Raw genomic sequence first — 13672 nt, forward strand, 5'->3', positions numbered from 1 at the left:
CGACATACAATCTAAGGAGAGCAAGTGAAAATAATCGCAGCGAATTTTAAATGCAATCTTACAAGGAATGGCACTTTGGCATATTGCAACGAACTTCATACTTTTCTACAAAATGTGAGCGCAGATATTGAAGTTGCTCTTTTCCCCAATCAATCCTCCCTTACGCACAACACATTTGATACATTTCGCATTGGCGCACAAAACGCTCATTGTGTGCAAAATGGCGGTTTTACGGGCGAGATTGGAGTTGAGCAATTAGAGGAGTTTGGCATAGATTCTATCATTATCGGGCATAGCGAGCGTAGGAATTTGTTTAATGAAGATAGAGCCACCATAGCAAAAAAGTTCGAGTTTTTTGCGAGCAAAGATTTTAGAATCTTTTTTTGCATTGGTGAGGATTTAGCAGTGCGCAAAAATGGCAATGTTAATGAGTTTTTACGCACGCTTTGTGAGGGGATTGATTTAGGATATAAGAATCTTGTTGTCGCGTATGAGCCGATATGGGCTATTGGCACGGGTGTGAGCGCGAGCATAGAAGAAATAGAGCACACACACAAAGGGTTGCGTGAGTTTATCACCGCGCCATTGCTCTATGGAGGGAGTGTGAATGAGACAAATGCCAAAGCGATTATGCGTCTTGGCAATGTCGATGGCGTGTTGGTGGGCTCTGCAAGTCTTGATATTGCAAAGTTTAAGCACATCATCAACGCTACATTATAATTTTTGCGCGTGGATAAAGATACTATGAAAGCTAAGCACCCCGCCAAATCGCTCTTGGTAGTGCTTTAAAAGAGATTTGGTTAGGACAAAGTCTTTTGTGAGCGCATTTACCCCACTTTGTGATAAATGCCTAAAAACCTCCAAACTTTCTTTAAAGTCCAAATCGTATTGTTTTTCATAAAGGCGGATAATTTTAAAATGCGGGGATAACATCTTTTCATACAATTCTAAATCCAAATATTCTAATCCCACACCACAAATTTCTCGCACCTGCCACAAATTGTTTTTCCCAAAGCTAGAGAGCAAAATTTCTCCATTTGGGAGTAAGAAATCTTTTAAGCGCAACAGCACTTCTTGTTGATTTAGCCATTGCAAGCAAGCATTTGAAGCAATGACATCAAACAAAGAATCTAAAAACCTCTCTCCTTCATTCATATCAAAGCATTGAAATGCAAGATTCTCTACCTCTAGATTCTTAGCAAACGCTTTGGTATAAATATGCCCATAATCGTTAATATCATTGCATAGCAATGTAGAGCATTTAATTTTGGCGCGTTTAAGTGCGTGGCATAATATCGTGCTAAATTCTCCAAACGCGCTTCCAAATTCAAATATAGCAAGGTTTTTGCGCTCCCTTTTGTGCGCTACGAATATATTTGCTAATTCCTCCGCCATTGCTCGCTGAATAATGGCGTGTTTAGCATAAGTGGGTGCGCGCTTAGCAAATCGTTTGGCAAGCATCGTTATCCTTAAACACAAAGTGTGGGGCGTCAATGTGGCGTATTTCAAAGGTTTTTTGTGTCGTAAAATATGTGTCATAAGATTGCTTGTATGCACTCCAAGCGAGATTTTGCACTTCTGGTTTAAAAATGCAATCCCGCAGGCTTATAATTGCCCTATCCCACATAAGCGTGTTTTGTGTGAGATTCTCACATTGCTGTGCTTGAGAAAAGTCGTGCAAACTTTTGAGCTCTGCAATAAGCGCATTTGTATCGTTTAGTAAAGTGTGAAAATGTGGCGCATTTTGTTTATTTAGGCAGTTTTGCACGAATGCCTGCGGGGAAAAGTGCTTTATGGTGTGAGCAAAAACACTCGGGTGAATGCCTTTTGTCTTATCAATGCCAAGAATTGTGCCATTTACCGCACTTGATTGTGTTATATGCTCGCATAATGGGCTAAGAATGTGGTGTGCGACACTCACGCCCATAGAAAACGCCACAAGACAAAATTGCCTTTGCTTAAGCAGGCATAAAAGTTCTTTGGTGTTATTAAAATCTCTATAATCAAATACCACCAAAGTATTTGGTTTTAAAAATTCTTTGTATGCGTCTATGTTAAACCCAAATCCAGCGAAAAACACACAACAAAGAGAATCTAAATCCCCAACGACCTCCCATTTCATATTTGTTCCCTAATGTCATTAAGAGCGTTGAGTAATGTATCTAAATGCTGCGGGGTTAATGCACTATGAAGTGAAAAGCGAATGCGTGCGCTGTGTTTTGGCACGGTTGGATAACGAATGCAGGGCGCAAAAATACCCCTAGATTCTAAAAGTTCGCTTGCTCGCAAGGCTTTTTGATTTTCTCCTATAAGGAGTGAGATGATATGCGCTTCTCCTAATACGCGCGACTCTCCAAACATTTCACTCAAACGCGCTTTTGTTTGCTTGCTTAGGGAATCTAAACGCATTCTTTTGTCCTCAAATTCTCCAAGCAGGGAAAATATATATGCACTAAAGGCGATGTTTATTGGAGGCAGGGCGGTTGAGTAGATGAGTGAGCGAGCGAAGTTGATAAAATACGACTTCATTTCCCCCGCACATAGCACCCCCGCCCCGACACTGCCGATGCTCTTGCCAAAAGTGAGAAGTAAGAAATCCACCTCGTGGAGTTTTTCATACTTGCTTACAATGCCAAGTCCATTTATGCCAAGCGCACCTACGCTATGTGCCTCATCGATATACAGCAAGACATTATCATAGGAGTTTTTGAGTGTAAAAATCTCTGGGTTTAAAAAATCGCCCTCCATTGAGAAAAGCCCCTCAGATACGATAATAATCACATCATAATCATTGTGGTTAATAGAAAGGAGATTTTGGAGCTCTTCCATATTATTATGCGTAAATCTCCTAAAGCGCGCACCGCAAAGTTTAATCCCATCAAAAATACTTGCGTGAGAAAATTCATCAAGCAAAAAAAGCACATTGCCAAGTTTGTTGAGGGATTCTATAAGTGATATATTCGCGCTATATCCGCTATTAAACAGCAGACATTCTTTGGGTGGTTGTGTATTTGCACTGCATTGGCTATATGCGTTTGCGATAAGAGATTCTAAATGTGAGAATATCATAAAATCTCCACTTAAAAGGCGCGATGAACTTGCACTAAAAAGCATTTTTTCATTAAGAGAATCTAAAAATGCCCTAAATCCTTCAACGCAAGGGTGCGCACCGCACTCACTAAACTCTGCGCTAAGCCCCAAGTAGTCATTGGAGGCAAAATTGATATAAGATTTGCCATCGCGCTCTATAAAAATCGCGTTGTGGTTAAATGGCTTAAGCGTGCGTAAATTACCACTTAAGAGGAGGGAATCGAGTTTTTGTTTTGCAAGATGTAAATGTTTCATTGTTGTCCTTTTAACGCGTGCATAATGCTATAATTATAACCAAAATGTGAGGAGTGAAGTTTGGAAATTATTAGCAAACCCTTTGGTGAATACCAAACAAATTGTTATGTGCTTAATGTGAGCCCGAGTGATTGTAAGCAAGATAGTGTGGTGGCTCAATATATGGCGAGCGGGAGTTTTAGCGCGCAAGATTCTAAGGATTTTCAGCTTATTATCGACCCGGGTATGCAATCAAGTCAATGGGTCGTGCAAAACTGCCCAAATCCGCTTGCTATTTTAAACACACACGGGCATTTTGACCATATTTGGGATAACGCCACACTTCAAGCGCATTTTAGTGGCATTGAGCTTATTTGTCATAGCCAAGATGCTTTTTTGCTTAGAGATGATATTTTTGCGTTGGGAATCACCCCAAGCACGCCCACAAAGCTCATTGATACGAGCAAGGATTCTCATACTTTTGATTTTAAGGGCATTGATATAACCTTTCATCATTATCCGGGGCATACGCCGGGTTGTTGTATGATAGAAATTGCTGGCGTTGTCTTTAGCGGGGATTTTATCTTTTATCGTAGCATTGGTCGCAGTGATTTTGCTTACTCAAATCCCAGCGATATGAGAGAATCACTAATGCGATTCCAAGTAGATGCACACCTCTCGCCACTCACTCTGTATCCCGGGCACGGAGAATCGACCAGCGCAAAGAGCGAGCAAGAAAATGTAAAATTTTGGCTTCCGCGTGTGTAGGCACTGCATTATGATGACAGAGAATCTAGCGCGTTATTTCCTACATATCTCCATATAAAAGAAAAATTAGAGAACACTTTTTGCTTTTTTACTACTTAAAAATCTAACATAATGTGTGATAATTTCAATACTAAGGGAGATTATGGACTTATCGACAATCTTAGGATTAGTGTTATCTGTTACGAGTATTTCAGTTGGGGATATTTTGGAAGGTGGAAACCCACTGCATGTTATTCACTTAAGCTCGGTGCTTATCGTGATTCCTACGGCGATGGCTTCAGCGGTTACAGCCTCACACGCAAGCTATGTCAAGGGTGCGTATAAGGAGTTTAAAACCGCGTGGCTCGCTTCACCTGTAAATTATAATGAGACTATTCGCCAGCTTGTAGAGCTTGCCACTCTTGCGCGTAGAGATGGCGTGCTTTCATTAGAGGGCAAAGCCGCGCAGATTGAAGATGATTTCTTGCGCAAAGCTATTAGTATGATTGTCGATGGACGCGAAGCAGAGGCAGTGGAAGAGGATATGGAGATTCAAATTGAGGTGTTAGAAGAGTATTATCACGGCTGTTCGCACTATTGGGAGAGGACGGGTGAGAGTTGCCCTACATTTGGGCTAGTGGGCGCGGTTATGGGTCTTATGCTCGCACTTGGTCTTTTGGAAGACCCTGTGGCGATGGCGGCTGGTATTGCGGGCGCATTTACCGCGACGGTTACGGGGATTTTTAGTGCGTATGCGTTTTTTGGTCCTATTGGCGCGAAGATTATGGCAAAAGCCAAAGATGTGATTAAAGAAAAAGAGCTTATTGTCGTTGCGGTGGTAGGTATCGCTAAGGGGGATAACCCAAGAAACTTAGAAGAAAAACTGCTTGGATACATTAAGCCCGGTGAGCCTAAAATATCACAATTTGAGTAATGCAAGGATTATAAATGGCAAAGAAACATAAATGTCCAGAATGTCCAGCAGGGGAAAAATGGGCTGTGCCTTATGCGGACTTTTTGTCTTTGCTTTTGGCACTTTTTATTGCGTTATGGGCGATTTCTAACACCGAAGAAAACAAAATTAAAGCATTCAAAGAATCTTTCATCGAAATTTTTGATTATCCCATTACCACACCCATAGAAGACCCTCGAGAATCTGGACAAGGAGATGAAGAGGGCGCATCACAAACAGAATCAGCCGAAGCACTTCAAAGCGATGCTAACAATGTGATTCCCTCTGATGTCGATGATATAGGTGGCGTGCTGGAGCAGATGGATTCTGGCACTTATTTGCGCTTACCCGCGAGAATCTTATTTGAGCGAGGGCAGGCTGGCATCACCAATAGCGATAATTTCACCTACCTTGATAGGCTAGCGAGTGTTATTAAAAAATATCCAAATCATGTCCAAATCGATGTGCGTGGCTATACGGATAATTCCACACCACCCATAGGCTCTGGGTTTAAAGACAACTTTGAGCTCTCTAGTGCGCGTGCGCTTAATGTGCGCAGGGAACTTATCCAAAAAGGCATTGAAGCAGATAGAATCTTTATCTCTGCGTTTGGACAAAATGAAAATGCGTTTCCCAACGATACACCAGAGAACAGGGCTCAAAATAATCGCGTGGAGATTCTCTTTTTTATCAATAAAGCAAATGTCCCAGAAGTCAAAAGTCTGCTAGAAAAGGAAACAGGGCTATAAATTTAATCTCTCAACTGCTCTGCTACGAGCTCTAATGGGTGTATAAAGCGCGTTTGTGCTCCTATGTAATCAAGGCTATTTGTGATTTGCATTCGGCACGCTCCGCATTCCGCGCTTACGATGTGTGCATTGCTTGATTGTATGTCCTTTGCCTTTGGGATTCCAGCTTTAAGCGCAAGAGGGTAATTTGAGCTCTGCATACTAATGCCACCAAACCCACAACACCGCGAACAATCACTCATTTCCACAATATCAAAATTTTTGGCAAGCAAATTTCGAGGCTCTTTATGCACGCCGAGCACCTTTTTAGCGTGGCAGGGGTCGTGGTAAGTGAGAGTGTAATTTGACTTGGTGTTTGTGAGCTGTTCTTTTATGGAAGTTTTAGAATCTAACCACTCGCTCGCCATAAAAATCTTTGGCAAAAGTTTATCTAGTCGCGCTATCCATTCTTCATTCCCCCCGCTAAGCTCTAATGCGTGCTTCCAATCAACCTTAATCATCGCCGCACAAGTCGCTTCAGGGATTATCATCGCTTCAATGTCCCCCCAAAAGCTCTCAAAATACACAATATTTTTTTTGATTAAAAATAGCACGGTATCTATATCGCCCGTGAAAAACGCTGGCGCACCGCAGCATTGCTGGTATGCTGGCACAAAGGCTTTAATATGTAATTTGTGGAGAATCTTTAGCAAACTCTCTCCAACATTTGTGTAATTATAATTGCTAATACAACCGATAAAAATCGCCACTGCTCGCTTATCGTGCTTTGGTTCAAAGCGCGTTTGTCCGTGCTTTTGGAGGAATGATTTTGTAGCAAATGGAAAAATACTGCGTTTTGGGAATCCAAGCAAAAACCCTCTTGCACGCATTTTGCCCTCTTGCACCTTAAAAAAGCACGGCGCAATAAAGCCAAGCAAACAAAATACAAAATCCGCGATACTCCTGTGTCGCAACAAGAAAAAATACGCCCGCTTATACCAGCTAATGCCAAATTTTTTCGCTATATCCACGCGCACAGATTCTATCGCTAAATCTGTGGGTAGGCTTGATGGACACAAACTTACACAAGTGGTGCAAAGGAAGCACGATTCAAAAATTTTTCTCGTTGTGTTATTAAGGGGTAAATGTTTGTTTTTATACGCCCCGAGCAAATCTAAAAATCCACGAGGCGAAGTGGTCTCATCGCGATGGACTTGATAAATGGTGCAACTAGGGATACATTTGCCACATTTTACGCACGACTTTGCTAAGTTGTCTAAGTCAAGCAAATGCAATGTTGGTTTCCTTAAATGGTTTTGCTAAATCGTTTTTGGTTGAGGTTTTTTGCCAAATACGCATCAAAGGGCATAGCGATGTTGCGGATAAGGAGTGCGCCTGTATTGGTGGCTTTGATATAATCTTTTCCCATTTCGAGTAATCCAGCAACTTCATAATGCTTAAGGTTTTCTAATTCGTGCGCGAAATGCGCCACAAAATCAATATTAAACACAGATTCTATCTTTTCAAAACGAAGTTCTAAATTATTCATAAGCTCCATTATTACCGCCTTGCGCAACCTATCCTCATCATTTAGCACGATTCCTCTCTCTGTGGGCAACTTCCCAGAATCAAGCGCGTTTTCATATTGTGCCATATCTTTGGTGTTTTGGGCGTAATATTCCACACCCTCGCTAATGCTTGTAAGCCCGATACCAAGCGTTTGAGAAAATCCCTTAGTAGTGTAACCCTGAAAGTTTCTTCTAAGGATTTTATCCTCTTTGGCGCGATAGAGTTCATCGCTCTTTTTGGCAAAGTGGTCCATTCCAATCATTTCATACCCACTCGCAAGGAGCTTTTGTATGCACTCTTGGAGTATTTGGAGCTTCTCAGTTGGCTGTGGGAGCGTGCTTTCATCAATTTTACGCATTGTTTTTTTCATCCACGGCACATGAGCGTAATTAAAAATTGCCAGCCTATCGGGGTTGAGTGTTAAAACTAAATCTAGCGTGCGCGTAAAGCTTTCTTTGCTTTGAAATGGCAAGCCATAGATTAAGTCAAAATTTATAGAATCAATCCCAAAACTTCGCGCTAAATCTATTGCATTTTTTACCACTTCTATGCTTTGATTGCGATGAATGGCTTGCTGAACGGCACTATCAAAGTCTTGCACGCCAAAACTTAGGCGGTTAAATCCCCCATCTTTTAGCACCCGCATTTGTTCTAAATTAAAGAATCTAGGGTCAATTTCACAACTTATCTCACAATTAGGCGAGAAATTTGGGAATGTAACACGCAGTGCTTTTATGACCTCATCAAGTTCTTTTGCGTTAAAAAATGTCGGTGTCCCTCCACCAAAGTGAAATTGCACGACTTCGCGCTTGGTGTTGCACTTTTGAGAGAGGAGGGCAAGCTCTTTTTTGAGATATTGGATATATCGCGTCTTTTTTTCTTCTTTGCTTGTGTAGATGACATTGCACCCACAAAAGTAACACGCCGAGCGACAAAATGGCAAATGTGTATAAAGAGAAAGAGGGATATGGGCGTATTGTGTATCGCTTTTGAGCAGTTGCGATTCATACACACTGCAATCAAATTCACTATGAAATTCCACAGCAGTAGGATAGCTTGTATATCTTGGACCGGGTGTGGAATATTTGGCAAACTTTGCAAAATCAATCATTGCTTTTCCTTACAACACATTAAGGGGGCTATTTTTTCTGCCTTAATTTAGTGATTTCAGCTTGGAGCTTACTTCCATCAAAAATACTTTGTGGGACAAATAAATTTGGGTGTCGATTTTTGACATCTTGGACAATCTTTGCGACATTAAGCAAGGGAAGTGTGCCATCTTTTTGGCGATATGATTCTACAATCATTTTTGCTACACTCATTACATCTTCAAAGTCAATAGGCAAGGCAAATGCTACTTCGCGCTCTAATGCCATAAATACAAGTTCTTCTTGGGTGTTTTTTAGTCGTTCTAAAAGTTTGCTTAGCACTTGTTGGGGAATCATCGCAATTTCTTTGCCCTCAGCATTTTGCAAAAACCAAATATTGCTATCTTCCACTACGCTCCCATCTTGTAGGGTTATAAGTGCGTTTTTTTCATCAATGTTACTTATTTGCCCAACATTATAATGTTGGTGTTGCAAAATGTTTTCGCCCAAGAGTCCCGCTGTCTTTTTTGTTATTTTCATCGTTTTCCTTTGTTTTTCTCGCTTAACCAAACCATTAGCCCTTTTTGTGCGTGTAGGCGGTTTTGTGCTTCTTCAAAAACTCTGCTTTGCGCTCCTTCTAGCACCTCTTCGCTTACCTCTTGTCCCCGATACGCTGGCAGGCAATGTAAGAAAATCGCCTTTTTTTGTGCAAGAGACATTTTAGCATTATCTATACAATAATGTTTAAACGCTTCTGTGCGTTTTTGTTTTTGCTCCTCTTGTCCCATTGATGTCCAAGTGTCTGTCGTTACCACATTAGCCCCTTTGAGTGCGGATTGCACATCTTGTGAGAGCGAGATTTTCGCGCCATTCTCTCTTGCTTTTTTGAGAATCTGTGCCTTTGGCTCATATCCCTTTGGTGAAGCGATTCTTAGCTCAAAGCCAAGAGAGTGGGCGAGATTTATCCAGCTATGCGCTATGTTGTTCCCATCACCAATGTAGGCTACAATGGGATTAGCCCTGTGTTTAGGATACAACCTCGTAAGACTTTTTTTACTCGGCACAAAGATACCGCATTCAACCATTGTCATATAATCGGCTAAAAGTTGCACAGGATGGAAATCATCACTTAATCCATTTATTACAGGCACACGCGAGTAAGTCGCAAACTCTTCAATCCTGCTATGCGCATCAGTGCGTATCATTGCCATATCAACCATTGAGCTAATCACGCGCGCAGTGTCTTTGATAGGCTCTCCTCGCCCAAGCTGAATGTCCTTGCTAGAGAGAAAAATTCCAATCCCGCCAAGTTGATAGATTCCAGCTTCAAAGCTTACACGCGTGCGCGTAGAGGACTTTTCAAACACCATAGCGAGAATCTTTTTTTCTAAATATGGCTTTTGTTTGCCATTTAAAAATTCTTTTTTAATGCGCAATCCCACATCAATGATTTGCAAAATTTCCTCTTTCGTGCAATCACTAATGCGCAAAAAATGTCGTAACTGCTTGTTTTGAGCTTTCATTGCGACCTCCAAACACTATCCAAAAGTATAAAATAAAGGCAAGATTGTATCTAAATTTGCGCTTTTTGCATAGATTCTCTATCGCGCTTGTATTATTTTGGTTGGTTAAGTAATATTTTTAGGGGCATTTTGACAAAACACCTCATATTCCTCCACCATAGAATCTAGCCCACGCCTAACAAGTTTTATTGCATTGTTATAAAAGCCACTTACATCGCTATCTTGTAAGGTAAGCGCGCCTGCTAAAAGTGTTTGGAGAATATGTCCTATGCTCCCCTCAAAGAGCAACCCTACAAAACTATCTTGTTTGCTCTTTGCTAAAACGCGCATATTTATAGAATCCACAAGTTCAAATAATTCTTTTTTGTCTTTAATTTGGGTGTTAAATGCGTTTTTTGTCTCTTCGATAAAGTCTCGCACAGCCTGTGCGCAAAAATCTTTTTGTGTAAAAACTTTGTCATAATCTGCGCAAAAAAAGCCCTTTAATTCGCCAAGAGCTTTGTTTTTATCAATTTCTTTTAACTCAAACTCATTTGGTTTGCAGGGTTTTGCGCCATTGATATACGCACCATCGCCTAAGTTTAGCACCAATCGTGGCGCAAATACACTAATGGCGCGTTCTATACTCTGCGCACTTAAGGAAAAAAGCGCATCGCTAAACACCTTGATATTTCCATTTCCCCTCACTTCAAAGGCACTATTTGGAATCTTTGCGCTTTCTTTGCCATACATCGAGCCTTTGGCGTGCTTTGTCTTGCCCTGTATGTAGCCACAATCTAATCCACAAATAAGCACCTCTTCACTCATTAAAGCCCCGAGCGCAAAACCAGCGTTTCCTACAAATGGTGCGCTAAATTCAACAACGCTTTGTGATTTGCACATATATGCTCCTGCACCGCCACCACGCATAAATATATAGGATTCTTTGGCAAGCTCTAGTGCGCTTGGATTGACAATGCTTCCACATAAAAGCGGAGTATCGCCTAAGGGGGCAGATTGCAAAACACCCTTTAAATATTCAATGCGTTCAATTTCGATTTGAAAATCTGGGGCAATCCCATAATCTTTAAGTGGTTTTAAAGCCGTCCCACACGAAAAAATTATCATTTTATCAGCATTGGCTTGAATAAAAGGCAAAAGAGATTCTAAGCTTGCTCCATTTCCCACCACACAAATTGGCACATTAAGTCGCTTTGGCAAATGCAATATACGATAGTGTTTGCTAAGGTTGTGCGCGGTGTTACGCACGCCTATCATTTCATCATCAAAGCTCCCCCAGCCTCTAGCATTTACTTTGTGAGATTCTTCGACCAACGCTCTAGCAAGGTTAATTTTTGGACTTTCATAAAGATTAAGCTCAAGTCGCAAAAGATTGTTGCTTATTTTGTGCGAAGCAAAGAAAGAAAAAAGCAATTCTTTATGTATCAAATCTTTGATAAAAATATAGCACGCCCGCTCAGTTACTCGAGAAAAGAGTAATCTAAAATCCACAAAATACAACATAATGCCAAACATATCCACAAATTCTTCAAACAACAAAAGCGAGTGAAACCACACACCCCTCTCTAGCAAGATTTGCAAAAAGATTCCACCAAGCGCGCCAAAAATAGTCGTGCAAGGCAGAAGATTCTCAGGCAAGCAGTAATCCCCTCCGCGATATGTGTGTGCTAAATCAATAATGGCATTACACACTTGCGCATTTAATGGAATCTTGGCTGTATCAAGTTTGTGGAGCGTGAAATTTTTATAGCAGGCAAATTTGGGATTTTTGAGCGGATTTATCCCAAGCTCTAATTGTGTGCTAATCATCGTGTGTTTGTTGGATTCTATGGGATATACAAAGTTATCGCCCCGTGCATTAGGCTCTAAGTTTATAATGTTTAAATTCTCACCATCAAAGTAAAGGTTGTGCGTGGTTGGAGGTTTTGAGAGTTTGGTAAATATCGCGGGATTGTAATGCTTAAAAAATTCCATATTATTTGTTTTATTTGCGCTCATAAATGTGCTAAGTGCCTCATAATCGTTGTGCGTCAAAATATGGGTGAGAGTTTTTTGAGTGGGTGTGTTTGGCATTTTGTGTCTTGGCTTATAAAACTTGTGCCCTATTATTTTCTATCACGACCAAATCCTCAATCCTTACGCCAAATTCCCCAGCTAAGTAGATTCCCGGCTCGACAGAAAAAACCATTCCATTTTCAATAATATCATTTGAACGCGATGAAATAATGGGAAGCTCGTGAATATCAAGCCCTATGCCGTGCCCTGTGCTATGGAGGAAGTATTTTCCATAGCCCGCATTTTCTATCACATCTCTAGCGAGCCTATCGACCTCGCTTGCTTTCATTCCAGCGCGAATCTTGCTAATGCAAGTCTCTTGAGCCTTTCTTACAATGTCATAGATTTTTTGGTGTTTGGATTTGTTGAATTTTTGCTCCTTCCCAAAGCGCATTGCTTCACCGATTTTTATCGTGCGTGTGCGGTCTGAGCAGTAGCGTTTGTATTTGATTCCAGCATCAAAGAGTAATGAATCGCCAGATTCGCAATATGCTTTTTTGCTGGGGAGCGCGTGTGGTTTTGCGCCATTGGCATTGAGCGCGACAATGGGATTAAATGAGAGCTCATATTTTCCCTTATGGCTTAGGAACATTGAGGCAAAAAAGTGCATTTCGCGTTCGCTTAAATGGCGTTTTTTATCAAGCGATTTGGCGATAAACTCAAAAAACGCCCTAAAGGCGTGGCGGTTTAATTTTTGGGATTTAGCGATAAGGGCGATTTGCTCTTTATCTTTAATGATTCGGAGTTTTTGGTGGAAGTTTGGTGCAGGTTTTAGCTCACATTCGCTTGCACAAACCCCCGTATAAAGAAGCTTTGCAATGTAATTATAGAAGCTCAAACTCACCTCATTGGGGTTAAAATACAATTCCTTTATCCCCAATTTTTTTACCATATTGACAAAATCTGCACCCAATTCTTTGGATTCTACAACCTCTACACCTTTTTTTACACATTCCTTTGCTTCTGTGGCATAACGAGAATCTGTAATAAAAATCCGTATATCTCCCGCACGCAAGATAATGGCGTTATCACAACTAAAATTTGTTTCAAAATATTGAGCGTTTTCATCTTGGGTAAAGTAGTTTTGCACACTTATCCTTGATTGGTTTTGCTTTGTTGTTCTTGTTGGGCTTTTATCATAGCGATTTCGCTAAGGATTTGAAAAAGCGCGATAAGTCCTAAATGATACCCAAATGCACCAAATCCTGTAATCACACCCGCGCACACCCGCGCAGTAACACTTTTAGTGCGAAAATCCTCCCTAGCGTGAATATTGCTGATATGCACTTCCACCACAGGCACACCACAAGATGCGATAGCATCAGCGATGGCGATAGAAGTGTGAGAGTAGCCAGCTGGATTGATAATCACACCCGAATATTCTCCGCCTATGCACTCTTGGAGTTTATCAATAATTTCTCCTTCAAAGTTGCTTTGGAAAAATTCTATTTGCGCATTATTTTGTTGTGCTTGATTTTTTAGATTCTCGTGGATTTGTTCTAAAGTTACATTTCCATAAATGTGGGGTTCTCTATGTCCTAAAACATTGAGATTTGGACCTTGTAAAACTAAAATTTTCATTTTGTATTCTCCTAAAGGTGGCTTACAAACTCCCGCGCATTATAGCGTATTTTGCAAGCATTTGTGTATTTTTACACAAAAGGTATTTGTTGGAAAGAAAATTTT

The 13672-nt window shown here is 40.9% G+C and carries 14 protein-coding genes; 4 read left to right on the forward strand and 10 right to left on the reverse strand.

Going from position 1 to position 13672, the window contains the following annotated elements; genetic code table 11:
• The first annotated feature begins 24 nt into the window (after nt 1-24).
• On the forward strand, nt 25-720 hold the full coding sequence (locus tag ACWIWK_RS01980) for a triose-phosphate isomerase (protein WP_454150347.1): 696 nt from the start codon (nt 25-27) through the stop codon (nt 718-720).
• Here ACWIWK_RS01980 and ACWIWK_RS01985 read toward each other — a convergent pair.
• Genes ACWIWK_RS01985 through ACWIWK_RS01995 form a run of 3 tightly spaced genes read right to left on the reverse strand, consistent with a single transcriptional unit; the run spans nt 715 to nt 3345 of the window.
• Nucleotides 715-1461, reverse strand: coding sequence for a methyltransferase domain-containing protein (locus ACWIWK_RS01985; RefSeq protein ID WP_454150349.1), 747 nt, complete (start codon nt 1459-1461; stop codon nt 715-717). The two genes, ACWIWK_RS01980 and ACWIWK_RS01985, sit on opposite strands and share 6 nt — an antisense overlap.
• On the reverse strand, nt 1439-2122 hold the full coding sequence (locus tag ACWIWK_RS01990) for a pimeloyl-ACP methyl esterase BioG family protein (RefSeq protein WP_454150351.1): 684 nt from the start codon (nt 2120-2122) through the stop codon (nt 1439-1441). Before ACWIWK_RS01990 ends, ACWIWK_RS01985 begins: the two co-directional genes overlap by 23 nt.
• Entirely contained in the window at nt 2119-3345 is a 1227-nt protein-coding gene (locus ACWIWK_RS01995) for an aminotransferase class I/II-fold pyridoxal phosphate-dependent enzyme (RefSeq protein ID WP_454150353.1), read from the reverse strand. Before ACWIWK_RS01995 ends, ACWIWK_RS01990 begins: the two co-directional genes overlap by 4 nt.
• A gap of 60 nt (nt 3346-3405) precedes the next feature.
• Here ACWIWK_RS01995 and ACWIWK_RS02000 point away from each other — a divergent pair, with 60 nt between their 5' ends.
• The 3 genes from ACWIWK_RS02000 (at nt 3406) to motB (ending at nt 5772) form a co-directional block, all read left to right on the forward strand.
• Nucleotides 3406-4092: an MBL fold metallo-hydrolase gene (locus ACWIWK_RS02000; protein ID WP_454150354.1), complete on the forward strand. Its 687-nt coding sequence runs from the start codon at nt 3406-3408 to the stop codon at nt 4090-4092.
• 142 nt (nt 4093-4234) lie between these two features.
• Entirely contained in the window at nt 4235-5005 is a 771-nt protein-coding gene (gene motA, locus ACWIWK_RS02005) for a flagellar motor stator protein MotA (protein WP_454150356.1), read from the forward strand.
• 14 nt (nt 5006-5019) lie between these two features.
• Nucleotides 5020-5772 (forward strand): flagellar motor protein MotB, encoded by a 753-nt coding sequence (gene motB / locus ACWIWK_RS02010; protein WP_454150358.1) that lies wholly within the window; start codon nt 5020-5022, stop codon nt 5770-5772.
• A 2-nt stretch (nt 5773-5774) separates the two neighbouring features.
• On the opposite strand, the gene ACWIWK_RS02015 is transcribed toward motB, so the two are convergent.
• From ACWIWK_RS02015 to aroQ, 7 genes are all read right to left on the reverse strand, one after another.
• Nucleotides 5775-7046, reverse strand: a complete 1272-nt coding sequence (locus tag ACWIWK_RS02015) for a (Fe-S)-binding protein (RefSeq protein WP_454150360.1) — start codon at nt 7044-7046, stop codon at nt 5775-5777.
• 11 nt (nt 7047-7057) lie between these two features.
• Entirely contained in the window at nt 7058-8431 is a 1374-nt protein-coding gene (gene hemN, locus ACWIWK_RS02020; RefSeq protein ID WP_454150362.1) for an oxygen-independent coproporphyrinogen III oxidase, read from the reverse strand.
• Nucleotides 8432-8459: 28 nt separating this feature from the next.
• Nucleotides 8460-8948, reverse strand: coding sequence for a DUF2603 domain-containing protein (locus ACWIWK_RS02025; protein WP_454150363.1), 489 nt, complete (start codon nt 8946-8948; stop codon nt 8460-8462).
• On the reverse strand, nt 8945-9931 hold the full coding sequence (gene argF / locus ACWIWK_RS02030; RefSeq protein WP_454150365.1) for an ornithine carbamoyltransferase: 987 nt from the start codon (nt 9929-9931) through the stop codon (nt 8945-8947). The genes ACWIWK_RS02025 and argF overlap by 4 nt, the downstream gene beginning before the upstream one ends.
• A 105-nt stretch (nt 9932-10036) precedes the next feature.
• Complete coding sequence (locus ACWIWK_RS02035) at nt 10037-12004, reverse strand: motility associated factor glycosyltransferase family protein (RefSeq protein WP_454150367.1); 1968 nt, start codon at nt 12002-12004, stop codon at nt 10037-10039.
• Nucleotides 12005-12017: 13 nt separating this feature from the next.
• Nucleotides 12018-13076, reverse strand: a complete 1059-nt coding sequence (locus ACWIWK_RS02040; RefSeq protein WP_454150369.1) for a M24 family metallopeptidase — start codon at nt 13074-13076, stop codon at nt 12018-12020.
• A 2-nt stretch (nt 13077-13078) separates the two neighbouring features.
• Nucleotides 13079-13567 (reverse strand): type II 3-dehydroquinate dehydratase, encoded by a 489-nt coding sequence (gene aroQ, locus ACWIWK_RS02045; RefSeq protein WP_454150371.1) that lies wholly within the window; start codon nt 13565-13567, stop codon nt 13079-13081.
• Nucleotides 13568-13672 lie beyond the last annotated feature (105 nt).

Source organism: Helicobacter sp. 23-1048 (genome assembly GCF_053654545.1).